The sequence below is a fragment of the Arthrobacter terricola genome (assembly GCF_004354015.1).
GTDB lineage: Bacteria > Actinomycetota > Actinomycetes > Actinomycetales > Micrococcaceae > Arthrobacter > Arthrobacter terricola.
This window is the reverse complement of record NZ_SMRU01000015.1, coordinates 1-24646: the sequence shown is the minus strand read 5'-3', so window position 1 is coordinate 24646 and position 24646 is coordinate 1. Positions and strand designations below refer to the sequence as shown.

21 protein-coding genes are annotated in these 24646 nt (G+C 64.0%); 12 read left to right on the top strand and 9 right to left on the bottom strand.

Translation table 11 applies throughout. The features are described 5' to 3' along the window. Nucleotides 1-5: 5 nt before the first annotated feature. From E1809_RS13470 to E1809_RS13455, 4 genes are all read right to left on the bottom strand, one after another. Nucleotides 6-1763, bottom strand: a complete 1758-nt coding sequence (locus E1809_RS13470; RefSeq protein ID WP_133204752.1) for a DUF5605 domain-containing protein — start codon at nt 1761-1763, stop codon at nt 6-8. Between the two features lie 43 nt (nt 1764-1806). Further along, the gene (locus E1809_RS13465; RefSeq protein ID WP_205754185.1) at nt 1807-2694 is read right to left on the bottom strand and encodes a carbohydrate ABC transporter permease; all 888 of its coding nucleotides are present in this window, start codon (nt 2692-2694) and stop codon (nt 1807-1809) included. Further along, on the bottom strand, nt 2694-3662 hold the full coding sequence (locus tag E1809_RS13460) for a carbohydrate ABC transporter permease (protein ID WP_235835589.1): 969 nt from the start codon (nt 3660-3662) through the stop codon (nt 2694-2696). Before E1809_RS13460 ends, E1809_RS13465 begins: the two co-directional genes overlap by 1 nt. 79 nt (nt 3663-3741) lie before the next feature. Beyond that, nucleotides 3742-5010 (bottom strand): ABC transporter substrate-binding protein, encoded by a 1269-nt coding sequence (locus E1809_RS13455; protein WP_133204751.1) that lies wholly within the window; start codon nt 5008-5010, stop codon nt 3742-3744. Between the two features lie 225 nt (nt 5011-5235). Here E1809_RS13455 and E1809_RS13450 point away from each other — a divergent pair, with 225 nt between their 5' ends. Together E1809_RS13450 and E1809_RS13445 are read left to right on the top strand one after the other, a co-directional pair. After that, nucleotides 5236-6267 (top strand): LacI family DNA-binding transcriptional regulator, encoded by a 1032-nt coding sequence (locus E1809_RS13450; RefSeq protein ID WP_133204750.1) that lies wholly within the window; start codon nt 5236-5238, stop codon nt 6265-6267. 118 nt (nt 6268-6385) lie between these two features. Then, the gene (locus E1809_RS13445) at nt 6386-8599 is read left to right on the top strand and encodes an MMPL family transporter (RefSeq protein WP_374102698.1); all 2214 of its coding nucleotides are present in this window, start codon (nt 6386-6388) and stop codon (nt 8597-8599) included. A 21-nt stretch (nt 8600-8620) separates the two neighbouring features. On the opposite strand, the gene E1809_RS13440 is transcribed toward E1809_RS13445, so the two are convergent. Next, a complete protein-coding gene (locus E1809_RS13440; RefSeq protein WP_133204748.1) occupies nt 8621-9577 on the bottom strand; it encodes an NAD-dependent epimerase/dehydratase family protein in 957 nt (318 codons plus the stop codon). A gap of 139 nt (nt 9578-9716) precedes the next feature. On the opposite strand from E1809_RS13440, the gene E1809_RS13435 reads away from it, so the two are divergent. The 7 genes from E1809_RS13435 (at nt 9717) to E1809_RS13405 (ending at nt 16635) form a co-directional block, all read left to right on the top strand. Next, nucleotides 9717-10442 carry a TetR/AcrR family transcriptional regulator gene (locus tag E1809_RS13435; RefSeq protein ID WP_133204747.1) on the top strand — a complete coding sequence of 242 codons (726 nt, stop codon included), beginning with the start codon at nt 9717-9719 and terminating at the stop codon, nt 10440-10442. A gap of 37 nt (nt 10443-10479) precedes the next feature. Further along, entirely contained in the window at nt 10480-11283 is an 804-nt protein-coding gene (locus tag E1809_RS13430) for an oxygenase MpaB family protein (protein ID WP_133204848.1), read from the top strand. 11 nt (nt 11284-11294) lie between these two features. Further along, nucleotides 11295-12203 carry a DUF817 domain-containing protein gene (locus tag E1809_RS13425; RefSeq protein WP_133204746.1) on the top strand — a complete coding sequence of 303 codons (909 nt, stop codon included), beginning with the start codon at nt 11295-11297 and terminating at the stop codon, nt 12201-12203. Between the two features lie 198 nt (nt 12204-12401). Then, nucleotides 12402-14264: a molecular chaperone DnaK gene (gene dnaK / locus E1809_RS13420; RefSeq protein ID WP_133204745.1), complete on the top strand. Its 1863-nt coding sequence runs from the start codon at nt 12402-12404 to the stop codon at nt 14262-14264. 2 nt (nt 14265-14266) lie between these two features. Beyond that, a complete protein-coding gene (locus E1809_RS13415; RefSeq protein WP_133204744.1) occupies nt 14267-14938 on the top strand; it encodes a nucleotide exchange factor GrpE in 672 nt (223 codons plus the stop codon). A 266-nt stretch (nt 14939-15204) separates the two neighbouring features. After that, entirely contained in the window at nt 15205-16176 is a 972-nt protein-coding gene (locus E1809_RS13410) for a DnaJ C-terminal domain-containing protein (protein ID WP_133204743.1), read from the top strand. Between the two features lie 36 nt (nt 16177-16212). Beyond that, the gene (locus tag E1809_RS13405) at nt 16213-16635 is read left to right on the top strand and encodes a heat shock protein transcriptional repressor HspR (RefSeq protein ID WP_133204742.1); all 423 of its coding nucleotides are present in this window, start codon (nt 16213-16215) and stop codon (nt 16633-16635) included. On the opposite strand, the gene E1809_RS13400 is transcribed toward E1809_RS13405, so the two are convergent. Continuing rightward, nucleotides 16636-20022, bottom strand: coding sequence for a DEAD/DEAH box helicase (locus E1809_RS13400; RefSeq protein ID WP_133204741.1), 3387 nt, complete (start codon nt 20020-20022; stop codon nt 16636-16638). Between the two features lie 167 nt (nt 20023-20189). Here E1809_RS13400 and E1809_RS13395 point away from each other — a divergent pair, with 167 nt between their 5' ends. After that, on the top strand, nt 20190-21020 hold the full coding sequence (locus E1809_RS13395) for a DMP19 family protein (RefSeq protein WP_133204740.1): 831 nt from the start codon (nt 20190-20192) through the stop codon (nt 21018-21020). 93 nt (nt 21021-21113) lie between these two features. On the opposite strand, the gene E1809_RS13390 is transcribed toward E1809_RS13395, so the two are convergent. Beyond that, nucleotides 21114-21665 (bottom strand): COG4315 family predicted lipoprotein, encoded by a 552-nt coding sequence (locus E1809_RS13390; RefSeq protein WP_133204739.1) that lies wholly within the window; start codon nt 21663-21665, stop codon nt 21114-21116. Between the two features lie 154 nt (nt 21666-21819). Between E1809_RS13390 and E1809_RS13385 the strand changes: the two genes are divergently transcribed. Together E1809_RS13385 and E1809_RS13380 are read left to right on the top strand one after the other, a co-directional pair. After that, a complete protein-coding gene (locus tag E1809_RS13385) occupies nt 21820-22320 on the top strand; it encodes a sigma-70 family RNA polymerase sigma factor (protein WP_133204738.1) in 501 nt (166 codons plus the stop codon). After that, nucleotides 22317-23051, top strand: coding sequence for a zf-HC2 domain-containing protein (locus tag E1809_RS13380; protein ID WP_133204737.1), 735 nt, complete (start codon nt 22317-22319; stop codon nt 23049-23051). The genes E1809_RS13385 and E1809_RS13380 overlap by 4 nt, the downstream gene beginning before the upstream one ends. A gap of 72 nt (nt 23052-23123) precedes the next feature. Here E1809_RS13380 and E1809_RS13375 read toward each other — a convergent pair whose 3' ends face one another. Both E1809_RS13375 and E1809_RS13370 read right to left on the bottom strand, forming a co-directional pair. Next, complete coding sequence (locus tag E1809_RS13375) at nt 23124-23945, bottom strand: methylenetetrahydrofolate reductase (protein ID WP_133204736.1); 822 nt, start codon at nt 23943-23945, stop codon at nt 23124-23126. Then, the coding region (locus E1809_RS13370; protein ID WP_133204735.1) for a lipoyl synthase at nt 23942-24646 on the bottom strand (705 nt) is incomplete at its 5' end. The genes E1809_RS13370 and E1809_RS13375, both read right to left, overlap by 4 nt.

The following is a 24646-nucleotide window of genomic DNA, read 5'->3' as shown; positions in this document are numbered from 1 at the left end:
GTTGGCTATGAACCCACTGCCCGCAGGCGCAGGGCGATGAATTGGCGGCCGGGAAGTTCCACGCGGAAACGCCCCGAATAAGTCCCTTCAAGGGTCTCGACCGTCATGTTCCAGGTATCGATGATGTCCACCTCGAATGCAACGTCCTGGGGCTTCACGAAGCGCCGGTACGTTGGCTGGTTGAAACCGAAATAGATGATTTCATAATCGTCCTTGACGCCGGCGCTCACCGCATCCCAGTGTCCGGGCAGCGGCTCGAGGCGGCCGCCCGGGCTTTCTTCGAGGATACGGCGCAGGAAGCCGATGCGGTCCGGGCTGGTTCCCTTCAACTCTCCGCCTTTGGCCCACCAGAGCACGTCGGCCGGATCCATATAGGTTTCGCCGTGTCCGACGTATCCGCCCCGCATGGCTCCTTCCCAGAAACGGCGGGTCATTTCCTCTCCGGTGATGTTGCCCCAGCCCTGGTCGATGTTGCCTTCGTAGGCGCATTCGTCGATGACGATCGGCTTGCCGAACTGCTTCCGCCATTCCGTGGTCATCTCGGCGGTCTTGTAGATGTCCTGGCGCTGGATGCTGCAGTGCGTCACCCAAGGCCGGGAGTGGTCGTAAAATTCGCGGCAATTATGGATGGACAGGAGGTGGCCATTGGGATCGTTGGCCGTGACGATGTCCGCGAAGCGTTCCCAGTCCGCGGTGTCCTTGTCGAAAAGGAGGTCGTATTCGTTGGCGAGCGACCACCAGATGTTGCGCTTGGAGGCGAGCCGCGCCACGGCGTATTTGACGAAGAGGTCGTCGGCATCCGGGCCCATGGTGGAGAAGCCCCAACGGTCGTAAGCGTGGAAAAGGATCAGGTCCGCTTCGATGCCGAGTTCCTCGAGCTGGTCGATGCGGTGCTCCAGATGCGCCCAGAACGCCGGGTTGGGGCGAAGGTAGTCGAAGCCTTCGTCGAGGGAGCCTTCGTAGGGGTAGATTTCGGGTTCGTTCTCGTTGAAGAGGTACGACTTGGGGAAGACGCACATCCGCATCTTGTTGAAAGGTCCGTTGGCCAGCGATTCGAGGGTCTTGTCCTCGAGGGCGTCCCCTTGGTGGTTCCACACGTAGGAAGTCGTACCGATCGGAAGGTGCGGTGCGCCGTCGTCGTACGCGAAATGGAACTGTTCCGCCACCCGCACGATGCCGCGCGACGCCGCCGCGCCCGCCTCGAAAGTGCCCGTGATCCCTGCGAGCGAGCGGGCGTTGCTGAAGGTTGTGAAGGACCACGTCCCGGACTCCGGGACGAACAGCCGGATCCGGTAGCTGCCGTCGCCGTCGTAAAAGCCCGGAACCTTCAGCGTCTCGCCATTGCTGGTGAATTCAGCCCAAAGTTCGACGTCGGTGAACGGGTTCCCGTGGTCCGGTCCGTCGAGCTCGATTTCGAAAGCGGCCCACTTCGCTGCGGTGTCCGGGAAGCGTGCGGGTGCCGAACCTGCCGGAACCGAGCCGGTTTCGTAGTCGGCCCGGGGATGGTTCCGCACGGGCTTGTTGTTGGCGTGCGTCGCGTGGTCCGGGTCCACGGCCGTGATCTTGGCGAGGATTTCGGCGCGTCGTGCCGCGTCCCCCAAGAGCCGTTCTTCCGTTCCGAGGATGAGCCCGAGGGGGTAGTGGTAGAGGGTGTGCAGGATCGGGTTGGCCGCGAGCTCGGGAATCTCTTCGCTGATGATTTCGTGGGCTGACGGATCGCGCATGACTTCGAACAACGGGGTCAGCGGGGTGAAAGTTGGCATCGGTTCTCTCTAGTGTGGTGGGTTTCAGCGGGCGTGTAGTTGCTCAGCCCTTGACGGCGCCGGTGAACATGCCTTGGACGAAGTAGCGCTGGAAGAGCAGGTAGATGATGACCACAGGAAGGATGGACATGATCGTGAACGCGTTGAGCGGGCCGTAGGAACTGGTGAATTGCGACTGGAAGCTCTGGATGGCCAGCGGAATGGTCTGCGACGCCTTGTTCTGCAGGACGACCAGGGCGATCGCGTATTCGTTCCACGTGGACACGAAGTCCAGGATGAACAGTGCCGCGAGGGCCGGCTTGGACAGCGGCAGGATGATCTGGAGGAACAATCGGAGGTTTCCGCCGCCGTCGACACGGACGCTTTCGTCGATCTCCTTCGGTACCGCCGTGAAGAAGCCGTAGAGGATGAAGACCTGGTACGGCAGGCCGAATCCGATGTACGGCAGGATCACGCCGAGCGGGTTGTTGAGCAGCCCGAGGTCAAGGATGGTGCGGAACAGGGGACCGAGGGCGACCTGGATCGGAACCATGGAACCCAAGGCGAAGGCGGCCAGCAGTCCGCGGCTGAATTTGAACTTGATGCGTGAAAGGGCGAAGGCCGCTGCTGCGGAGATGAACAGGCCAACGGGGACCTTGATGATCGCGATCAGGAGGCTGTTTCCGCCGGCAGTAAGGAGGTTGCCCGTCTGCAATGCTTTGGCGTAGTTCGCCCATTCGGCGCTGCTCGGCAGTGAGAACGAGGACGTCGAGAAGATCTGGTTTTCGGACTTCAACGAGGTCAGCACCACGAAGATCAGGGGCATGGCCCAGACCAGCATGGAGATGGCCAAGGCGATCCAGAGGCCGATCCGGATGTAGTCGACATTCCGGCGCGGGCGGGCTACGGCGTCGGCCTTGTTGGTTCGACGGCTCATGGTCAGGGTGGACATTAGTCTTCGTTTCCTTTGGTGGACCAGATCATGTAGGGGATCACCAGCACCAGCGTGATGAGGAGCAGCACTGTTGCGGTGGCGTTGCCGAGGCCGAAATCGTGGTTCAGGAACGACTGGCTGTAGGACCACAGCGCCAGCACTTGGGACTTCTGGGCCGGGCCGCCACCGGTCATGCCAACCACCAGGTCGAAGACCTTGATGGAGTTGACGATCGTCAGGACAAGCACGACGACGACGGTCGGCCTGAGTGCCGGAAGGGTCACGTTGCGGAATACTTGCCACGCGTTCGCACCGTCCAGGCGGGCCGACTCCACGAGTTCCTTCGAGACGCTTTGCAGGCCGGCGAGGAACAACACCATGTTCAGCCCGGCGACCTGCCACACGAATGCGGCGAAAATCGCGTAGATGGCAACCTTTGGGTCGCTGAGGAACGTGACCCCTGAGCCGTCGCCGAAGTGCAGTGCCTTGGAAATGTCCGAGATAACGCCGTAGTTGGGGTTGTACATCCAGCGCCACATGTTGGCGATGGCGATCGGGGCCAGGACGCCGGGTATGTAGAAGACGGAGCGGAAGACGTTGCGGCCGAAAACCGGGCGGTTCAGTGCCAGCGCCATCAGGAGTCCCAGGGTGGTGGGAATGACGAGCGACAACAACACCCAGACGACGCTGTTCTGCACTGCCGTCCAGAAGACGGGGTCCTTGGTGAACAGGCGGACGTAGTTCTGGAAGCCGACGAATACCTGCTTGTCCGTGGTGAAACCGGACCATTTGTAGAGGCTCAGCCGGACCGCGCTGAACATGGGGCCGATGACGAAGACAACATAGGCTGCCAAGGCCGGGGCCAGGAAGGGGAGGGCGGCGACGAAGCCGCCTTTCGCGATGCGCTTCAGCAGCGGTTTTTTGGGCGAAGGCCGCGTCTTCAGCCCCGGTGTTTCGGAGAGCCGTGTGGCTATGAGCTTGGTCAAGGGTCTGCCTTTGGTTCGTGAAAACGGTGTGGAACGAAGGGTGCGGCCGCGGCTGGCGGCCGCACCCCGCCGTCGTCGGCTAGTTGTTCGAGTCCAGGAACTTCTGGAACTCGGCGCCGGCCTGGTCAGGTGCCATGCCCCCGGTGGCAACCAGGTTCTGGATCCGCCAGTACTCAGTGGTGCTGGACAACGAGAGGTTCTGGTCGTTGTTCATGTACAGGCCCTTGGCGTCCTTGAAGATGCTGTCCCACGACGTGCTCAAGGCATCCCCGCCGGCCTTCGGAGTCACGGCCTTGTTGACGGACTGGGTGGCGAACGTCCCCAGGACCTCCTGCTGGACCTTGGTAGAGGTCAGATAGTCGAGGAACTTCGCAGCGGCATCCTTGTGCGGGCTGTCCTTGCTGATGTACTCGGCTTCTTCGAATCCATAGAGGCGTCCGGTGCCGGTGGGCAACGGGAAGACACCGAAGTCATTCATGTTGACCTTCTGGTCGCTGATGTTCTTGTCGAACCAGTCGCCTTCAAGGGCCATCGCGGCTTTGCCGTTGTAGAACAGGGCCGAGGATTCATCGTTGTTGATCCCGATGAAGCCCGGGTTCAGGTAATCCTTGGACCACGTGGCCAGGTTCGTGAACGACTTCGTCACGCAGTCTTCCTTGCCCCAGTTGGCCTTGTTGGTCACCAATTGGTCGAACTTGGCGGATCCGCAGTAACCCTCGAGGAAGGTGTCGAGCAAGCGCATGAGGTGCCAGTTGACGGTCCCGCCGAACTCGATCGGCGTGATGCCGGCGGCCTTGAGCTTGGCCGCGGTGTCGTTGAGTTCATCGAGGGTAGTGGGCAGTTTGGTGATGCCGGCCTTCGCGAACAAAGCCTTGTTGTAATAGAGGGCTTCACCGTTGAGCTTCCACGGCACGCCCTGGAATCCGCCGTACTGGGTGACCGGATTCAGGGCCGCTCCCGTGAAACGGTCCTGCCAGTTGTATTGCTTGTAGTAGTCCGTGAGGTCGGCGCTCGCGTTGGCCTTCACCAGTTCGCCGCCGAGGCCCGGGCCGGCCCAGTAGTTGTAGATATCGGGGGCGGCGGACGTGCCGATGGCGGTGCGCAGCGCGTCCTTGTGGGCGTCAACCGCACGGGCTGTCCGCTCGATCTTGATGTCGGGGTTGGCTGCTTCGAAGTCGGTGATGATCTTGTCGAGGGCAGCGTCCGCACTGGGGGAGCTTTGGTTGATGGTCCACCAAGTGACGGTGGTCTTTCCGGAATCGTTCGAAGTGCCTGAGGCATTGGCGCCGCAACCGGCAAGCAGTGCGACGGCGGCCAATGCTGCTACGCCTTTGGCAAGCAAACGCATCTTCGCGTCCTTTCATAGGTTTTGAGTGGAGGGTGCTGTCGTCACTGACACCTCGGCCGGGGCTTCCCTGAAGCGCCGCGTGGATGTGATCTAGCCCATAAAAATTATGTAGGTTTACGATAACCCAAGTCAACCGGTTGACCAATATTTCCTGAAAGTGAGGGCCTCTTCGTGGTTGAACATAGACTGCAAGAGTGGATTGCCGATCCAAACGGAGGTAGACCCTTGGCGAAAGCGAAGCCGACGCGGCCCAGCATGGCGGACGTCGCAAAGCTGGCCAGTGTCTCGGCCCAAACAGTGTCCCGTTACTTTACCGGCGTCGGATATGTCCGGGCGGAGACGCGCGAACGGGTCGCGGCCGCCATCGAAGAACTGGGATACGTGCCCAACCAATCCGCGCGCACGCTACGAACCAGCAGGACCAACTCCGTAGGCGTCTTGAGCATCGGCGCCCTCAATTACGGAAGCGCGAGCGTACTCACCGGATTGGGACTCGCGGCACGCGAAGCCGACGTCACCCTGACCATCGCCCAACTTGACCTCGACTTCGAGGCCAGGAACTGGGAGGGCGAAGCCCGGCGGGCCCTTGACCACTTCAAGTCCGTCCAGGTCGACGGGATCGTACTGTCCACTCCGATACCCGGCGTCGACAAACTGCTCGATGGCTGGGACCAGTCCACTCCTTTGATGACGGTCTCCGAGCTTCCCTCAACAGGCGGCGGGTCCGCCGGCGCGCATTCGCATGCTGCTGGCTGGCAAGCGACGCGCCACCTCATTGGACTCGGCCATCGCGACATCCTCCACGTCGCCGGGCCGTCAACGCGAAACGAAGCCAAAGAGCGCGAGCGCGGCTACCGGGATGCCATGGAAAATGCCGGCCTGAGCCCCCAGGTGATCGATGTCGCCCACGACTGGTCTTCGATTTCCGGATTCAAGGCCGGCGAACTGGCCGATCCGGCGACGTTCACCGCTGTTTTTGCCAGCAATGACGAGATCGCCCTTGGATTCATGAGCGCGATGGAGCGGCGGGACGCCAAGGCGCCCCGGGACTTTTCCGTCGTGGGTGTGGACGACATGCCTGCTGCCGCTTACTTCTCGCCCCCTCTGACAACCATGCGCATCGACTTTCGAGCTCTCGGCATTGCCACTTTCAAGATGCTCCGCCACCAGATACTCACGGGTGAACGCGCCGAGCATTACGTCGAGGAGCCCGAACTCGTAGTCCGGGAGTCGACGTCGGGCGTTACGCGGCGATAGCGCCCCTCACCCCCCGAGTTTGTGTATAGGGGGAAGGGAATCTAGCCAGATTAGTTCCATGGGTTATATATTCCATGATGGAACTAAATGCTTGGGGCTAAAGGCAAGGGGTGGGGTCGTGGACGCGCAGAAACTTGGAGAGATCGACCAATCAACTGCGGACCGTCGGGCGCGGAGGCCTCGCCGGGCCCGCTGGGTCCTCCTGTCGGCGATGGCGCTCCTCCTTTGGTTGGCGGTCGGAGGAATCGGCGGGCCGACCTTTGGAAAGCTGAGCGAAGTCTCCAGCAACGACCAAGCGTCGTTCCTTCCCGCGAGCGCCGAATCCACCGAGGCGAGCGCCTGGCAAGCCAAGTTCGCGGCGGGCGGTACGGTTCCCGCCGTCGTGCTTCTTTCGTCGCCCGAGCAATTGCGGCCCACCGACCTTAAGTCGATTGCCGCATTGGGCGCGAAACTCGCCGACGCGCGCGGAGTCGTGAAGCCAGCCTCCGCAGAAGCAGGAACGGGTACGACGGCGGCACAGCCTCCCGTGATCGGCCCGGTTCCGTCGGGGGATGGAAAGGCGGTGGAATTCCTTATCTCGGTGCAGTCCGGAAATGGAGTCAAGGACAGCATCGCGTCCCTGCGCGGGGTCATGGCCGACTACCTCTCCACAGCCGGGCTACCCGCTGGAACCGCTTCCTACGTGACCGGTCCGGCCGGATTCCTCGCCGACTTGGTGACGGCGTTCGGCGGGATCGACGGCATCCTGCTTTTCACCGCTTTAGGGGCGGTCTTGATCATCCTGTTGGCTGTCTACCGCTCCGTGATCCTTCCCTTCGCAGTCCTGCTGACCGCGGTTTTCGCGCTGTGCGGTTCCATCGTGGTGATTTTCGCCTTGGCGAAGGCGGGCGTGGTCCCGCTGACGGGGCAGAGCCAGGGGATCCTTTCAATCCTGGTGGTCGGCGCCGCCACGGACTATGCATTGCTCTTTGTATCCCGCTATCGGGAGGCCTTGAACCATGTGCAGAACAAGTGGGAAGCGATCGGCCGCGCCTATCGTGGGAGTTTCGGGGCGATCCTCGCATCCGGCGTCACCGTCGCTTTGGCGCTCTTGTGCCTCTTGTTCTCGGAATTGAATTCAAACCGCGGCTTGGGGCCCATCGGCGCCATCGGCATTGTCTTTTCGATGATCGCGAGCTTCACTTTCCTTCCGGCGGTCCTGGGGCTGCTGGGGCGCGCCGCGTTTTGGCCCCGTGTCCCGCACGAACATCCCGGGTCCGCTCCCGGGTCCGCCGCGGACGACGTGCCACGTTTGTGGCGGCGATTGAGCGGGATGATTTCGAAGCGGCCGAGGACTGTCTGGATCGGCACCGCCGTCCTCCTGCTTGCCTGTGCCATGGGGCTTCCGCAGCTCAGTGCGAGTGGTGTTCCCCAGTCCAAACTCATCCTCACCAAGTCCGAAGCTGTTGAGGGACAGTCGGAGCTCGGGCGCCATTATCCAGCCGGCGCCGGCAGCCCGATCGTGATCGTCGCGACGCAGGAGAACGCCACCAAGGCGGTCGCCGCGGCCAAGGCGCAAAACGGAATTTCCGACGTCGCGCTCCTCACTTCGGCGGGGCTCGCCCCCCGAACGCAGGGCCCTGCCGACCCGTTGGTCCGCGACGGCCGCGTGCTCATCAACGCAACCCTCCGTTTCGAGGCGGACTCCGCGGATGCCGAAGCGACGGTCGCCTCCCTGCGCGATGCCCTTCGAAGCGAGGCGCCCGGTTTGCTGGTGGGCGGTGTGACCGCGACGGCGATTGACACCAACTCGAGCGCGCAAGCCGATCTGTGGCGGGTCATTCCGATTGTCCTCGGCGTCATTTTGGTGGTGTTGGTGGTGCTCCTGCGGGCTGTCGTGGCTCCGTTGCTGCTGATTGGAACGGTGGTTTTGTCCTACGCGGCAGCACTGGGCGTTTCCGCCATGGTGTTCAATCACGTCTTCGGGTTCCCGGGGGCGGACGCATCGGTGCCGCTGTTCGGGTTCGTGTTCCTTGTGGCGCTTGGCGTGGATTACAACATCTTCCTCATGACGAGGGTGCGCGAGGAGTCCGCATTGCAGGGGACAAGGCCGGGCATCCTCCGCGGCTTGACCGCGACAGGCGGGGTGATCACGTCGGCCGGAGTTGTCCTTGCGGCCACGTTTGCGGCCCTCGGCGTGATCCCGATCCTTTTCCTCGCGCAGATTTCCTTCATCGTGGCGTTCGGAGTATTGCTCGACACCACCATTGTCCGTTCATTGTTGGTTCCTGCCCTGGCCTACGACCTCGGCCATCGCATCTGGTGGCCGGGTCGCCTGGCAAAACTCCAGTAGTTTGTGTACAGCTCCCACACCTTAAGAAGCGTTTTGCCGGGTGTTTTGAGGGGTGTTAGCTGTACACAAACTCCACCAGGCGACGGTGGCGGCGGAGGCTTCCTTGAGTGGCGTCGGCCCGAAGCCCAGGAGCCGCTCGCTCGCGCTCGAGTCCATGACGAACGGCCGCTCGAACTGGTACAACATCTCGGCAAGCTCGCGCATGTCCGTCGAGGCCAGCCCGAGCGTCCGCAGCAGCCACCCCGGCACGACGCTGAGTTTCGGCGCCGCCACCCCAGCGGCGGTGGCGAACGCCGTCGCGATTTCCCGCATCGTCAGCGGAGGCAAGGTGGGCGCGTGAAGTACCGAGTTCCAAAGCTCCGGGCGTTGCGCGGCGGTGACCATGGCCGCTGCGAGGTCGGGGACGTAAGTGAACGAATGGGGCTGGTCGGCGCTCCCGAGCACTTGGACCGTCTTGCCCGAAAGGACCAGCGGGACCATGCGCTCGCCGGCGTGGGCCAGCCGGGCGCGCGGCCCGAAATAGTCGCCGGCCACCACGCTGACGGTGTCGGCCGGATGTGCCGCCCGGGCCTTCAGGAGCGCGGTCCGGATTCCGCGCTTGCCGCCTGCGGCTTCCCGCGGGCTGCTTTCGGTGATGACCCTGTCCGGCTCGCTATAGGAATACAGGCTTTCGGGAAAAACGACGACGGCGCCCGCGGCCGCCACTGCGTCCATCACCACCCGCTCCGCTTCCGGGAGTTCGGCGGCCCAGGCCTTGGCCCTGTAGGCGGAGCCGTGGATGCAGTGGAAAACCGCCGAAGCGCCGTCGAACATTTGTCCCAAGGCCACCGGGTCCGAAACATCCACGCGCAGTTTTTCGACCAGCGGGTGGTCCGGACCGCTTCCCGAGCGCGTCAGGATGCGTACGTTCTTCCCTTGGCCGGCAAGGTGTTCGGCAATGGTCCAGCCGATGGGGCCCGCTCCGGTGACGACATACATGGCAACGCTCGCTTCCTGCTCGATTTTCGAATATGGAGAGCAGTGCTCTCTGTATTCAGAATGGACCGTGGGTGGGCTGCAAGTCAAGAGCACTGCTCACATTTGTTGCTGCTGCTCTTTCTTGTGCCATGCTTGGTGCATGACCCGGACACTTTCCACCCAAGAAAAGCCCCCGACTCCCCGCGAGCGGGCCCGGGCACAGACCGTCGCGGACATCATTCGGCTCGGCCGCGAACACTTGGCCCTGCATGGTGCCGCCGCGCTCTCCCTTCGCGCCGTCGCCCGGGATCTCGGCGTCGTATCCTCCGCTGTGTACCGCTACGTCGAGAGCCGCGACGAACTCCTGACCCTCCTGCTGATCGACGCCTACGGCGAGTTGGGCGACCAGGTCGACGCTGCCGTCGATATCCTGCCCGAAGGCGACTACCGCGGCAGGTTCCTTGCCCTCGGTCGTGCGGTTCGCGACTGGGCGCTGCGCGAGCCCTCCAGTTATGCGCTGTTGTTCGGCAGCCCCGTTCCCGGATATCAGGCGCCGGCCGAACGCACTACCGGCCCCGGGACGCGCGTCATCTACCGCCTGGTCGGGATCTTCGACGCCGCCCACCGCGCAGGTGCCATGGCCGCCGAGCCGCCGTCCGCCGTCGTGATTCCGCCCGCCCTGGCGCGGGACCTCCACGCGATCCGCCACGAACTCGGCCTGTCTGTTCCGGAAGCGGTCCTAGCGCGAGGCGTGCTCGTGTGGACGTCCCTTTTCGGGGCGATCAGTTTCGAGGTTTTCGGGCAGTACGGGGCGGACACCTTCGCCGCGCGCGATGAGCTTTTCGAGCACCAGTTGGCGGTCCTGCTCGGAATCGTTGGCTTGTAGCCGCCGACGGTACATTAACTGGATGGCGCAGTATTCCATGATCCGGGGATTGGCGGATATCGGAGCGGAAGGCGTCCTGCTCGCTGGAGCCGGACGGGCCATCCTCATGCAAATCGCCAACCCGGCAGTAGGCCACGGAGTGGCGAACCATAGTGATTTCGCCGACCGGCCGCTCGACAGGCTCCGCGCCACCATGACCTACGTCTACGCCGTCATCTACGGATCCGACGAGCAACTGGCCGCCGTCCGCCGGGCGGTGAACCGTGCGCACGCGCCGGTGCGTCGGGAGGCCGACGGGGAATCCAAGGGCTACAACGCGTTCGACGCCGAATCCCAGCTTTGGGTCGTGGCGACCCTTTACGACACGGCGGTCACCGTTTACGAAATGGTCCACGGAGCGCTCGACGACGACGCCGCCGACCGCATCTACGCCGAGTACGCACGGATCGGGACGGCCCTCCAGTTGCCTGCCGATCTCTGGCCGGCGGACCGTGCGGCGTTCGCGGAGTACTGGAACGAATCGCTCCGGAAGCTCCAGCCGGATGCTGCCGCCCGAAGGATTTCGCGCGACCTCCTGTATCCCACCAAGGGTCCGATCCTCCTGAAGCTGACCATGCCCTTGGCCCGGTTGCTCACTGCCGGCCTGCTGCCCGAGGAACTGCGCGAGGGGTTCGGCTTGCGGTGGAGCGGGCGCCATCGGGTTGGCTTCGACGGAACCATGCGCTTGCTGTCCGCGACCTACCCGAGGCTGCCGCGGAGGGTCAGGCATTGGCCGAAGGACCACTACTTGGGGCAACTCGTTCCGGCTGAGGTTCGTCCTAACCGCGGCGCGCGCGGGTAGGGAGGCTGCCGGTGCGTGATCTCACCGCCGTTGAGGCACGTATTGACGCGAGTGCCGCGCGGTTCCTTGGCTCTGCCGCCGGGGGACTCCGGTCCGGGCTGGTCGAGTTCACGGTCTTCGGAATCAAGCAGGCATGGGCATGCATCTTCGGCGCTTCCCTTCTGGCTGTGATTCTTGGCGCGCACCTTTGGTACCCCGCCGGTGCTGCCCTGGCCAGGAACGACTTCCTGACGATTGCCGCCGTCGTGATCCAAATCCTGATGGTCGCCACGAAGCTGGAGACGGTGCGCGAGCTCAGGGTGATCGTGCTTTTCCACCTCGTCGGAACCGTCATGGAACTGTTCAAAACCGATATCGGCTCGTGGTCCTACGAGGCCGAGGGGGTTCTGAGGGTCGGTGCGGTTCCGCTCTTCAGCGGCTTCATGTATGCCTCCGTCGGCTCATACATGGTCCGTGTCTACCGGGTGTTCGACCTGCACTTCGACCGGTACCCGCCGCGGTGGATCACCGCGATCCTCGCAGCCGCGATCTATGTGAACTTCTTCTCGCACCACTTCATTGTCGATGCCCGATGGGTCTTGCTCATCGCCGTCGGAGTGCTCTACGGCCGCTGCGTCATGCATTATCGAGTGTTTCGCCATCGATTCCGGATGCCCTTGGTGGTGGCGTTCCTGCTGGTGGCACTGTTCATCTGGATCGCCGAGAACATCGCCACATGGTCCCATGCCTGGCTGTATCCGAGCCAGCTCGACGGCTGGCGTATCGTGTCCGCGGAAAAACTGGTTTCCTGGTTCCTCTTGATGATCATTTCCGTGGTGCTCGTGGCGTGGGTGTACAAGCCGATGCCGCTGGTCCTCGCGGCGGGGCAGGGGAGCGGGCGCACCGCACCCAGGTGGGCGGACCGCCGTCGGGCTCTCTAAGGAACTGTGCCTCACTAGCGTTCCGCGCGCCGTTCTCCCACGGCGAAAACCGCTCGAAATCCTTGTGTTTTAGGGGTTTTTGCGAGTGCTTGAAGAGAAGTTGAGCGTAGCTGACTCAACTTTGGATTGACTTTGAGTGAGGCCTGAGTACAGTTGAGTGCAGATCGCTCAATCCGGTTCATTGAAAGGAAGCACCACATGTCCCGCGCTGTAGGTATCGACCTCGGTACCACCAACTCCGTCGTCTCCGTCCTCGAAGGTGGCGAGCCCACCGTCATCGCGAACGCCGAGGGCGGCCGCACCACCCCGTCGGTGGTTGCATTCTCCAAGTCCGGCGAAGTCCTGGTCGGCGAAATCGCCAAGCGCCAGGCCGTCAACAACATCGACCGCACCATCGCCTCCATCAAGCGCCACATGGGCACCGACTGGAGCGTCGCCATTGACGACAAGAAGTACACGCCGCAGGAAATCTCCGCGCGCATCCTGATGAAGCTCAAGAACGACGCCGAGGCCTACCTCGGTGAGAAGATCACCGACGCCGTGATCACCGTTCCGGCCTACTTCAACGACGCCGAGCGCCAGGCCACCAAGGAAGCTGGCGAAATCGCGGGCATGAACGTCCTGCGCATCGTCAACGAGCCCACCGCGGCTGCCCTCGCCTACGGCCTGGACAAGGGCAAGGAAGACGAGCTCATCCTGGTCTTCGACCTCGGCGGCGGCACCTTCGACGTCTCCCTGCTGGAAGTCGGCAAGGACGAAGACGGCTTCTCCACCATCCAGGTCCGTGCCACTGCCGGCGACAACCGCCTCGGCGGCGACGACTGGGACAACCGCGTCGTGGACTACCTGCTGAATCAGCTGAAGCTCAAGGGCATCGACCTCTCCAAGGACAAGATTGCCCTGCAGCGCCTCCGCGAAGCTTCGGAGCAGGCCAAGAAGGAACTGTCCTCCTCCACCAGCACCAACATCTCCCTCCAGTACCTCTCCGTCACCCCCGACGGCCCGGTGCACCTCGACGAGCAGCTCACCCGCGCCAAGTTCCAGGACCTCACCAAGGACCTGCTGGACCGCACCAAGAAGCCGTTCCATGACGTCATCGCAGAAGCCGGCATCAAGGTTTCGGACATCGACCACATCGTGCTCGTCGGCGGTTCCACCCGTATGCCCGCCGTCTCCGACCTCGTCAAGGAACTGGCCGGCGGCAAGGAGCCCAACAAGGGCGTCAACCCGGACGAAGTTGTTGCCGTTGGCGCAGCACTGCAGGCCGGCGTCCTGAAGGGCGAGCGCAAGGACGTCCTGCTGATCGACGTCACCCCGCTGTCCCTCGGCATCGAAACCAAGGGTGGCGTCATGACGCACCTCATCGAGCGCAACACGGCCATCCCCACCAAGCGTTCCGAGACCTTCACCACCGCTGACGACAACCAGCCGTCCGTGGCTATCCAGGTCTTCCAGGGCGAGCGTGAATTCACCCGCGACAACAAGCCGCTGGGCACGTTCGAACTGACCGGCATCGCCCCCGCGCCTCGTGGCGTCCCGCAGGTCGAGGTCACTTTCGACATCGACGCCAACGGCATCGTCCACGTGTCCGCCAAGGACAAGGGCACCGGCAAGGAACAGTCGATGACCATCACCGGCGGCACCGCGCTCTCCAAGGACGACATCGACCGCATGGTCCGTGAAGCCGAAGAGCACGCTGCCGAGGACAAGGCCCGCCGCGAAGCGACCGACACCCGCAACACCGCCGAGCAGCTCGCCTACTCCGTGGACAAGCTCATCGCCGAAAACGACGACAAGCTGCCGGAAGAGATCAAGACCGAGGTCAAGGCCGACGTCGACGCCCTCAAGAAGGCCCTCGAAGGCACCGACGACGCCGCGGTGAAGACCGCTTTCGAGAAGCTGCAGCACTCGCAGTCCAAGCTCGGTGAAGCGATCTACTCGCAGGCCGGTTCCCCCGACGGCGCAAGCAGCGCTGCCGGAGCCGAAGGCGCCCACGCCGGTACGGCGGCCGACGAGGACATCGTCGACGCCGAGATCATCGACGAAGACGAAAAGAAGTAATCATGCCCCACCACGGCAACGAAGCAGATCACTCACCTTCCAACGAGGGCAACGAGCAGCAGAAGCCGGTCATTCGGGACAACCGCAAGGTTGACCCGGAGACCGGGGCCGCGCGCCCCTCACAGGGATCGGCAGCTGGTTCCAACGATGCCGCAGGGTCCGACGCTGCCACCGCGGATGCGTTGTCCCAGGCCGAGGAAATCCTCAACGGCGTCGAGGTTCCCGCGGAAGAGTCCGTAGCGCCCGGCGCGTCGGCCGCAGCAGAGGCCGCGGAACTCCGCAACGACCTCCTGCGCCTGCAGGCCGAGTACGTCAACTACCGCAAGCGGGTCGAACGCGACCGCGCCGTCGCAGGGGAAATGGCCGTCATCGGCGTCCTCAACTCCCTGCTCCCGGTGCTCGACGACGTCGACGCCGCCCGCCAGCACGGCGACCTCGCGGACGGCCCGTTCGCCGCGATCGCCACTAAGCTGGAGAGCGCGCTGAAGACGTACGGCCTCGAACGCATCGCGGAAACCGGAGTCGAATTCGACCCCACCATCCACGAAGCGCTCATCCAGCAGCCGGGCGAGGACCTCGAAGTAGATACCGTCAGCCAGGTGCTGCGTTCCGGTTACCGGTCCGGAGACCGCGTACTGCGCGCAGCCCAGGTGGTCGTGGCGGTGCCGGCGTAGCTGGTCACCGTGTCACCGGTGGTCACCTTTGCCGCGGTCACCGCGCCTTCCCGGATGAGGGGGCCCCGCCCCTTCGCCGGGTGGCTGACGATCTCCGATCGTTAGCCACCCGGCTTCGGCAGCGGATATTGGCCTTCCCAACACTCGCAAGCTCGTGTCGGGGCCCTCGGCCAGATCCTTAGATGCCACTCCCGGGCCCCCTCATCCGCTACGGCTCGCGCGGTATTCTCGCCGTAGCGCTTTTGTTGATTTGAAAGGAAACGCCCTTGGCCAGCCAGGACTGGGTTGAGAAGGACTTTTACGCCATCCTTGGTGTCGCCAAGGACGCCTCTGACGCTGATATCAAGAAGTCTTACCGCAAGCTTGCGCGGAAGTATCACCCGGATACCAATGCCGGGGATGCTGCCGCGGAGAAGAAGTTCAAGGATATTTCCGAGGCGTATTCGGTGCTTTCCGATCCCGAGGAGCGCCAGCAGTACGACGCCATCCGTGCCATGGGTGGGGCGCGCTTCGCTCCGGGTGCGGGACGTGGGGCCGGCGGGCCGGCGAATGGTGGCTTCGAGGACTTGTTCGGCGGGCTTTTCGGCGGCGGCGCCCGCCAGCCTTCCGGCGCGGGCGGACTTCCTCCGGAGTTCGCTGACCTCTTCGGTGGCGGTTTCGGCGGCGCCCAGCCCGGTTACCAGCGCGCCCCGCAAAAGGGCAGCGACCGGACGGCGTCCACGTCCATTTCGTTCGCCGGGTCCATCCACGGAACCACGGTCAGCCTGCGCGAAAGCAACGGCAACGTCATCGACGTCAAGATCCCCGCAGGAATCAGGGATGGCCAGAAGGTGCGCCAGCGCGGCAAGGGAAACCCCGGGGCCGCGGGCAATGGCGACCTCATCGTCACGGTGAACGTCAAGCCGCACGATTTCTTCAACCGCGACGGCGACAACATCCGCATCCACGTGCCGGTCACTTTCGCTGAGGCCGCCTTGGGTGCCAATATCCACGTTCCAACGCTCGACGGCGATTCTGTCACCGTGCGCGTTCCGGCCGGCACTCCGTCCGGTCGCACGCTCAGGGTCAAGGGCCGCGGCGTGAAGACCGCTAAGGTCACCGGCGATCTTTTGGTGACAATCGACGTCGCCGTCCCCCAGAACCTGAACAAAGAAGCGGAAGAAGCCGTCAAGGCGTTCGCCGCCGCAACTTCCGACGCCGATCCCCGCCACGATCTCGCCGCGAAGGCACGCTTGTAGCGGCAGGAACACAGCACCAGCAGAGAGGACGTAGTCATGGCCATCGACATCAACCAGCCGATCTTCGTCATCTCAGTCGCGGCCGAACTCGCGGACATGCATCCGCAGACGCTTCGCCAATACGACCGGCTCGGCATCGTGTCGCCTAGCCGTGCTCCCGGCAAGTCCCGGCGTTATTCGCAGCGGGATGTCGATCGCCTGCGGGAGGTCCAGAGGCTCTCCCACGAGGGCGTGTCGCTTGAGGGCATCAAACGCATCCTCGAGCTCGAGAACCAAGTGGCCGCCCTGCAGTTCCGGGTGGCCGAGCTAAGCGAGGAACTCCAGCGCCGGCGGAGCCCGGTCGAAGCCCGCATCTTCGCCGCAGGGGCCGCCGGCGACGTCGTCAGCCTGGCCCGCGGACAGCGCCCCCGGGCCCGGTCGCAAGCCCTCGTGGTGTGGCGCCCCACCCCCGAAAAATAACTACTCCGCGAACAGGCCGGCCAGGTCCTCGGCCGTCAGGGCACCGCCGGAGAGGGCATCGCCTTCCATGACATCGGCGAACAGCTGGGACTTCTTCGCCTTGAGCGCCATGACTTTTTCCTCGATGGTGTCCTTGGCCACGAGCCGGTAGACCATGACATTCCGCGCCTGTCCGATCCGGTGCGTGCGGTCCACAGCCTGCGCTTCCGAGGCCGGATTCCACCACGGGTCCAAGAGAAACACGTAGTCCGCCTCGGTCAGGTTCAGCCCGAAGCCGCCGGCCTTGAGCGAAATCAGGAACACAGGCGCCGCGCCGTTCTTGAATTCGCTGACGACGTCGGCACGGTTCCGGGTGCCGCCGTCGAGATAGCAATACTCGACTCCCTCTTCCTCAAGCTGCGCCCGGACTTTGCCCAGGAACCCGGTGAACTGGCTGAAAATGAGCGTCCTGTGGCCTTCGGCGAGAATGTCTTCAAGTTGCTCGAACAGCACATCGATCTTCGACGAGCGCACAGCGGACAGGGATTCGTCGACGAGCGAGACGTCGAGGCTGAGCTGTCGAAGCAGCGTCAACGACTGGAAGATCGTGAACCGGTTCTTGTTGATGTCGTCGATGAGTCCCAGGATCTTCTGCCGCTCGCGCTGGAGGTGCGTCTGGTACACCTTTTGGTGCCGCGGGTTGAGCACCACTTCCAGCACTTGCTCCTGCTTGGGCGGCAGGTCCTTGATGACCTGCTCTTTGGTGCGGCGCAACATGAGCGGACGGACCCGACGGCGGAGCTTGGCCAGCTGGGCTTTGTCGCCGTTCTTTTCAACGGGCTTCTGGTAATACTCCGCGAAGCGGCGCGGGCTGGAAAACAGCCCGGGCGCGACGATCGACGTCAACGCCCAGAACTCCATGAGGTTGTTCTCCAGCGGGGTTCCCGTGATGACCAGCTTGAACCCGGCCGGCAACTTCCGGGCACATTGGTACGCCTTGGATTGGTGGTTCTTCACGAACTGGGCTTCGTCGAGCATCAGCCCCGCCCAATCCTGGGTCTCATACGATTCAAAGTCGATCCGGAAGAGTGCGTAGGAGGTGATGACGACGTCGGCCTCAGCCAGCGCGTCGACCGGATCGGCGCCGCTTTTGGCAAAGGTTTCCCCGACGGTCTTCACGCGCAGCCCCGGAGCGAATCGCTGCGCCTCGGCCGCCCAGTTGCCCACGACGCTCGTGGGGGCGACCACGAGGAAGGGCGCGCCGCCCCCGCCAGAATGCGCATGTTCCTTCGCCGCGCACATCAAAGCAATGGCCTGCACCGTCTTGCCGAGGCCCATGTCGTCGGCGAGGACCCCGCCAAGGCCGTGCCGGTACAGGAAGCTCAACCAATTGAAGCCCTCGAGCTGGTACGGACGAAGCTCGGCATTAAGTGAAGCCGGCAACGGGAGGCCGGTCACGCCGTCGTCGAGCAATCCGCCTACCGTTTCGCGCCACGCGGCCGCTTGCTCATCCACGATCCCCAGGTGCGCGAGCTCGTCCCACAAGCCGGCCTGGAACCGGCTGATCTGCAGCGTGCCGTGCCGGTCCGGGTTGTCCTGCAGGGACCTGGCTTCGTCGATGAGTGCGCGCAGTTGGTGGAGCTCGGGCAGGTCCAGCGAGAAGTAGGCACCGCTTGGCAGCAGCATGCGGGTCTGGCCCGCCGCGAGCGCGGAAAACACCGCGGCGAAGGACACGGGTTCGCCTTCGAGCGTGATGACGATCCCGAGGTCGAACCAGTCGCGGTTGTCCGTGGCCTTGGTGGAAATGGACACGACCGGGGCTTCGGTGGCTTCGCGGTAGTCGGCGATGTCGCCGGAGGTCTCAACGACGACGTCGGGCAGTTCGCTGAGCCGGGGGAGCACCTCCTCGGTGAAGGCCAAGGTGTCCAGGCCGTCGAGCACAGCGGACGCTGCGAGCCGCGGCGCACCCCATCCTCCGCCCGACGATTCGCCGAGCACCGCAACGACGTCCCACGGCCGGCCGACGGTTTCGAGGATGCGGGCTTCTTCGGCGTCGTCGCGGTAGCCGTGGTCGTCCGGATGGCGCCAGAGGGGTTGGGCTGTGACGAGGGTTCCGGCTTTGTAGTGCCATTCCCAGTGGAGCCGGACCCGGTGGTCCGCGCCGTAGTTGGCCAGCAGGGAAAGCGTAGGCACGGCCAGGACAGGCAGCTCCACGGAATGGTCCGCTGCCGTGACCCGGGTGGATTGCTTGAGTTTTGGATAGAACGCGGTGAGGAAGCGTTGTTCGTCCTGTGCCGGGATCCGGAGCCGGGATGCGCCCATCGCGAAGTCCAGGAGTTGTTCCGACTCCCCGCCTTCGAGCCGTGCGAGCGTAATCAGGTTCTCGGGCGCCACAACTCCAGGCAACCCTTCCTCAACAGGGCCGGTGAAGAACAAGCCGTGCGCGGGGCGCCCGATCAGCCCTACTGTAGCGGGGTCGATGTCGTCCTCCGCGATGGTGACCGACGCCGCCAACTCGAGGCCGCCGTCGGGCTCGCTGCCGCCGTGGCGGCTCAAATCGAGGCCGACGACGGCGGGCTCCGCGGCAAGGCGGACCGGTTCCGTTCCGCCGGAGTGGATGAGTTCGACGCCGGCCTTTGCGGCATCTTCCAAGAGGCTCCACAGGTTCTTGCCGGCGAAATCGTTGAGCAACAGCCACATGCTTGAGGTGAGCTGGCGATGGTCAGTGTTGGAGTGTGCCGCGAGGAAGGCTTGCATCCACTCGATATGCGCCTCGTTGAACTCGCGTTTGTACCCGAGGTAGCTCAAGTTGGTCCACGAGACGTCGCCGCGGATCCACTTGCCTTTGGCTCCCATCATGACGGGCCGGGCCTTCAATTGCCGGATGCTGCGGACAGGATCGCGGCGGCCTGTGTAGGAGAAGTGCGGAGCAGGCTCTTCGACCTCGAAGGCGAGGGCCAGGGGGAGTCCCTGCCGTTGCGGAGCACCCCCGGGAACGGCGATCAGCTTGCTGAGCGCCTGCTCCCACTCCGGACGCTGCACGGATTCGCCCGGCCGTGCTGTCTGTCCGACGGCGGGAGCGCTCAGCAATTGGGCCCGCACCACCGGCTGGTCCTCGGCCGCGAAGAGCAGGGCGGCCACATGCTTGCAGTCCTTGCGCACCGGGCAACTGCATACTCCCACGGTGCAGCTCCAGCCGCCCGGCTTGCGGACAAGCTTGGCCGAAGTCGAATACGGCTTGGCGGCGTTTCCTTGGATCTTGCCCAGCATCAAGCCAGTGGCCGGATCGAAGCTGATCCCGCTGACCCGGCCACCCATGGCGTAGGCAAGGCCGGCCGCGAGGGAACGGTCGTTGATGGCGGGTGTCTGAATCGCCAGTTCCCAAGAGTCGTCGGGGTGGGAAGGCATTCGGTAACGCTACTTTCGGCAGGAGGCTATCTATGAATCCTAGCCAGCCGCGACCAGCCCTGAAACTTTGCCGGACGTTCACCTGCCCCTAGCCTGCCCGGGCGCCGCCCCCGCGTACGTTGAAAGGGTCCGGAGCAGCAAAAGCTTCCAAGCAGTGAGGAAATCCCATGACCATCAATGAGCAGCCCGTCATTCTGACGAAGGACAGCATCGAGGCCTCCGACGCGGACGTTGTGGACGCGAACGTCAACGTGGTCAACGAGATGTACGAGGAACTCCTCAACCACGAGGAAATCGCAAGCAACGCGCTGCGCAGCTACTTTGTGGACTACTACCTGACCCAGGCACTCTCGGGCGGCTTCGCCCAGTACGTCTTCACCGTTCCCGAGCGCGAGGAAGTGGACACCTTTGTCCGCGAAGGCCTCGAAGCCATGGGAGCCACGCGCCACCTCGAACTGTTCAACCGCACTGCCGCGGCGTTCGATGCCCTGAGCGAAGAGGACGCGGAAGCCTACCTTGACGGCGACCTCGACGAATCCGACGAAGCTTCCGAACCCGTCGCGGAACTCGAAGCCCTCGACGGCGAATTCGAATCCCTCCTCGAAACCGAGGACATCATCGCCCTCAGCGCGGCATGGCTCCGCGGCCAGGAAGGCCTCCTCTACCTGGACGAGGACGAACTCAAGGCCCACATCGCCGAGCGCGTTGCGCTCATCCCGGACCTGGAGGAGCGCAAAGCCGAGGCCGCCGAAGCCGAGCTCGAGAACGCCCCGGAATTCGAACTCATCATCCGCGAGTTGTGCGACGTCGCCGGCTACCAGCTGGACAAGATCACCATGGGCGATCCCAACTTCGAGCACGACGGCGAAACGGTCCTCGCCTGGCACTTCTCCACCGATCACGGCAACTACATCATGATCGAGGAGGACGAGGAAGCCTTCATGATCCACCCGGAGACGAAGGAAATCATCGCCGCCGTCGAATTCGAAGACGCCTAGGACGCCAGCTCACCTTTGCCGCCTCAAGCGCGAACGCTCTTTCAGGTCATCTGAAAGAGCGTTCGTCGTTTGGCGGCCAGATGTGAGCGAGCGTCAGTAGGAGGACGGGCTGCTGCTCGTGGCCGTCATCATGGAGCCGGAGGGGCTGACCAGGAACCAGATGCCTAACACGCCTTGGCCGTAGGTGTCACCGGAGTCCTGGTCCTTGGAGTAGAAGTAGATGGGCATTCCGTTGATGGTGATCTGCATCTTGCCATCCGCCGTCGGGATGGTGCCGATGGTTCCCATCACCCCGTCAACCGCCGGCATGGTCGAAGTCGTCGTCACGGGAGGCCACGTGGTGGCGCAGGCGCCAGTGCAGGCGCTCTTGCCTGAATCCTTGACGTCCTTGGTGAAGAAGTAGACGCTCTTGCCGTTCGCTCCGACTACCCTCACGCCTATGCTTGACGACGCCGTCTTCAGGTCCACCATCCCGGTTGAAGAGCTCGACGACGACTCCGAACTCGAAGCTGTTGGGCTCGCCATTGAGGCACTAGGGCTGGAGGTGCTCGACGGACTGCTTGATGACCCGGAACTTCCCCCACACGCGGAGAGCGTGACGGCCAGAGCAAGGACGCCGAGACCGGTGATGAGTTGCTTCTTCATGGTGTGCTCCTTCGCTGGACCGGCCGTCGGACAAGCCGGGTGCTAACCCCTACGACGCCACCAGGTGAAGAATGGTTCACAGACTTGAACTTTTCCTGCTGCGGGTACGTCGTATGGCAAGAGAAGGGGAAGTCGAAGCACACAGGAGGCGTGGATGCCGCTTGACGAGGACGTCGTCGCCGCGATTTACCGCGACCACGGCACAGCCCTGCGCCGCTTCGTGCTGAGCTGCATGCCGGACGCCCACTTGGCTGACGACGTCGTGCAGGAAACCATCCTCAGGGTGTGGCAGCATGCGCCGCAGATCACCGGGAGCCTGCGAAGCTACCTGTTCCGCACCGCGCGCAACGTGATCATCGACAATTACCGCAAGGCCCAGAGACGCCCGATCGAAGCGGCGGAACACGACCTCGCAGACCCGGCGGAAGCCGCCGAACGCGTGGATGAACTCCTCAACCGGGTCCTCATGGAAGAAGCCCTCCTGCGGCTCAGCACCGAACACCGGGAGGTCCTGGTTGCCCTGCATTATGAACGTTTCACGGTGAATGAGGCCGCGCTGAGACTCAACATTCCCAGCGGCACCGTGAAATCACGGGCCTTCTACGCCGTCAGGGCACTACGCACGATCTTGGACGAAATGGGGGTGCAGCGATGAGCGAGTCAGGACTTCACCAATTGCTGGGCGCCTACTTGCTGGGCGGCTTGGAGCCGTCCGAGGTCCGGGCGTTCGAGGCGCACTTGGAACGCTGCTCGGCATGCGGGCAGGAACTCGCCGAACTGGAGAGCCTCCCGGCCCTCCTCGACGCCGTTCCCGTGCCGGACGCCGTCGCGCTCGCCGCCGTGCGCCCCGCCGTCGTCGAACCTCCCGCGGAAGGCCGCCCCGCCGTCGAACCCGGCTTCTCTTCCGACGCCCGCTCACTTCCCGGGGCTTCCAGCGAAACGCTCGCGCAGCCGATCCTCCTGAAGATCGCGGCACGGCGCCGGAAATCACGACGCCGTTGGGCGGCTGTGGTGACCGCGGTTGCCGCCGCGTGCCTCGGTTTGGGAGTCCTGGCCGGGCCCCTGCTGAACCTGCCGCCCAAGCCGGACGCGAGCTATTCCGTCCAGGCGGGCAACGGCATGCAACTCACCGTGGGGCTCGTGAAGAAGTCTTGGGGCACCGAGCTGGACCTGGAAGGCCGGAGCATGCCGTTGCAAGGCACCTTGTACCTCTGGGTCAAGGGCCGCGACGGCAAGGAGGAACTCGCGTGCGGCTGGACGGCGACTCCCAGCGGCCACATCAAGGTGACGGGCGCGACGCCGGTCCAGCTCGCCGCGATCTCGGGCGTGGAGCTCCGGGATGACAACCAAAAAACGGTCGCGGCGATTTCCGTCCCGGGGCCCTGATTTCCGTCCCGGGGAGCTAGGGGGTCCCCGGGCCGGTTTGGGGGCGGAACCGGGTCCGGGTGCAGCGAGCGCCTAGGCCGTCGCGCGATCGTCGGCGTCAGGCGCTGTGCTCCACGACGGCCTGTCCAGCCGGTTGAAGCTGTATAGGTGGATGCCCGAAATGCTGCCCGGCTGGGCCACGAGCTCGGAGACAAACGGCGCCGGCGAGTACTTGTCGCCGCTCAGGAGGCGCTTGGCCAAAGCCCCCTTGCTGGTGAGGAACTTCAGCGACGTACCCACGCCGATTTGGGTGGCCAGGCTAAGGAGCTTGGTACGGGGAACGGCGCCGGCCACGCCGGCCCACACGGGAAGCTCGACGCCTTCGCGCCGCAGGAGCGAGACGTAGTCGAGGACTTTCGGAACGGAGAAGCACATCTGGGTGACCACATGCGTGGCGAGGTGCTGCTTTGCGAGCAGGGCTTCGAGCAGGTCCAGCCCGGTCACGGAGGGATGTCCTTCGGGATAGCCTGCAATGCCCGCCGAAATCCGTCCGCCTGAGAGTTCCGCGATGTCCTCAAGCATCGGCAGGCAGGAGCCATATGGCCCCGAGTTCCGGGGACCGTCGCCGCCGATGGCGAAGACTTCCGTGATACCCGCGGACTCGCAATCCCGCAGGATTCCCGAGAGTTGTGCCCGGTCCTGCAACCCATGCGCCGTGAGATGCGGCAGGACGGTGTATCCGAGGAGGCTCAGCTCAACAGCAACCTGCACGGTCCGCGCGATGCCATGGTGGGGCAGGCACGTGACCGTCAGCGGCGTGGACAGGGGAACCGACGCCCGGACCTTCTCGACAATGCCTTCGGAGGGAATGATCTCGATCCGGGTGGGAATCATGGCGCGTTCCTGGGCGGTCATGCCGAAGCTCCGTGGTTGAGGAGGGTGCGGGCTTCCTGGCGGGCGGTGCCGGAGTCCTGGATGCCTTCGGCGATGTGGGCAATGTGCTCTAAATGCGACGGGATGTCGCGGCCTTTTTTGCGCATGGCGGTGGCCCAGAGGCGTCCGGCGCGGTAGGAGGAGCGCACGAGGGGTCCGGACATGACGCCGAGGAAGCCCAGTTCTTCGGCTTCGGTGGCGAGCTCGACGAATTCCTGGGGTTTGACCCAGCGGTCCACGGGCAGGTGGCGTTCGGAGGGGCGCAGGTACTGGGTGATGGTGATCAGGTCGCAGCCGGCAGCGTGCAGGTCGGCCAGGGCTTCGGAGATCTCTTCCCGGGTTTCGCCCATGCCCAGGATGAGGTTGGACTTGGTGACCATTCCGTGGTTGCGGCCCTGGGTGATGACGTCCAGGGAACGCTCGTACCGGAACGCGGGGCGGATGCGTTTGAAGATGCGCGGCACGGTTTCGACGTTGTGGGCGAACACTTCCGGGGCCGAGTCGCAGATCGCCTTGATGTGCTCGGGGTTGCCGGAGAAGTCGGGGATGAGCAGTTCCACGCCGGTGCCGGGGTTCAGTTCGTGGATCTTGCGCACAGTTTCGGCGTAGAGCCAGACGCCTTCGTCGTCGAGGTCGTCGCGGGCGACGCCGGTGACGGTGGCGTAGCGCAGGTTCATGGATTG

Excerpts from the sequence above, each read along its gene's own strand:
- E1809_RS13470 (WP_133204752.1), bottom strand. The coding sequence starts at position 1,763 with ATGCCAACTTTCACCCCGCTGACCCCGTTGTTCGAAGTCATGCGCGAT.
- E1809_RS13465 (WP_205754185.1), bottom strand. The coding sequence starts at position 2,694 with ATGTCCACCCTGACCATGAGCCGTCGAACCAACAAGGCCGACGCCGTA.
- E1809_RS13455 (WP_133204751.1), bottom strand. The coding sequence starts at position 5,010 with ATGCGTTTGCTTGCCAAAGGCGTAGCAGCATTGGCCGCCGTCGCACTG.
- E1809_RS13440 (WP_133204748.1), bottom strand. The coding sequence starts at position 9,577 with ATGTATGTCGTCACCGGAGCGGGCCCCATCGGCTGGACCATTGCCGAA.
- E1809_RS13435 (WP_133204747.1), top strand. The coding sequence starts at position 9,717 with ATGACCCGGACACTTTCCACCCAAGAAAAGCCCCCGACTCCCCGCGAG.
- E1809_RS13430 (WP_133204848.1), top strand. The coding sequence starts at position 10,480 with ATGATCCGGGGATTGGCGGATATCGGAGCGGAAGGCGTCCTGCTCGCT.
- dnaK (WP_133204745.1), top strand. The coding sequence starts at position 12,402 with ATGTCCCGCGCTGTAGGTATCGACCTCGGTACCACCAACTCCGTCGTC.
- E1809_RS13415 (WP_133204744.1), top strand. The coding sequence starts at position 14,267 with ATGCCCCACCACGGCAACGAAGCAGATCACTCACCTTCCAACGAGGGC.
- E1809_RS13405 (WP_133204742.1), top strand. The coding sequence starts at position 16,213 with ATGGCCATCGACATCAACCAGCCGATCTTCGTCATCTCAGTCGCGGCC.
- E1809_RS13400 (WP_133204741.1), bottom strand. The coding sequence starts at position 20,022 with ATGCCTTCCCACCCCGACGACTCTTGGGAACTGGCGATTCAGACACCC.
- E1809_RS13395 (WP_133204740.1), top strand. The coding sequence starts at position 20,190 with ATGACCATCAATGAGCAGCCCGTCATTCTGACGAAGGACAGCATCGAG.
- E1809_RS13390 (WP_133204739.1), bottom strand. The coding sequence starts at position 21,665 with ATGAAGAAGCAACTCATCACCGGTCTCGGCGTCCTTGCTCTGGCCGTC.
- E1809_RS13385 (WP_133204738.1), top strand. The coding sequence starts at position 21,820 with ATGCCGCTTGACGAGGACGTCGTCGCCGCGATTTACCGCGACCACGGC.
- E1809_RS13380 (WP_133204737.1), top strand. The coding sequence starts at position 22,317 with ATGAGCGAGTCAGGACTTCACCAATTGCTGGGCGCCTACTTGCTGGGC.
- E1809_RS13375 (WP_133204736.1), bottom strand. The coding sequence starts at position 23,945 with ATGACCGCCCAGGAACGCGCCATGATTCCCACCCGGATCGAGATCATT.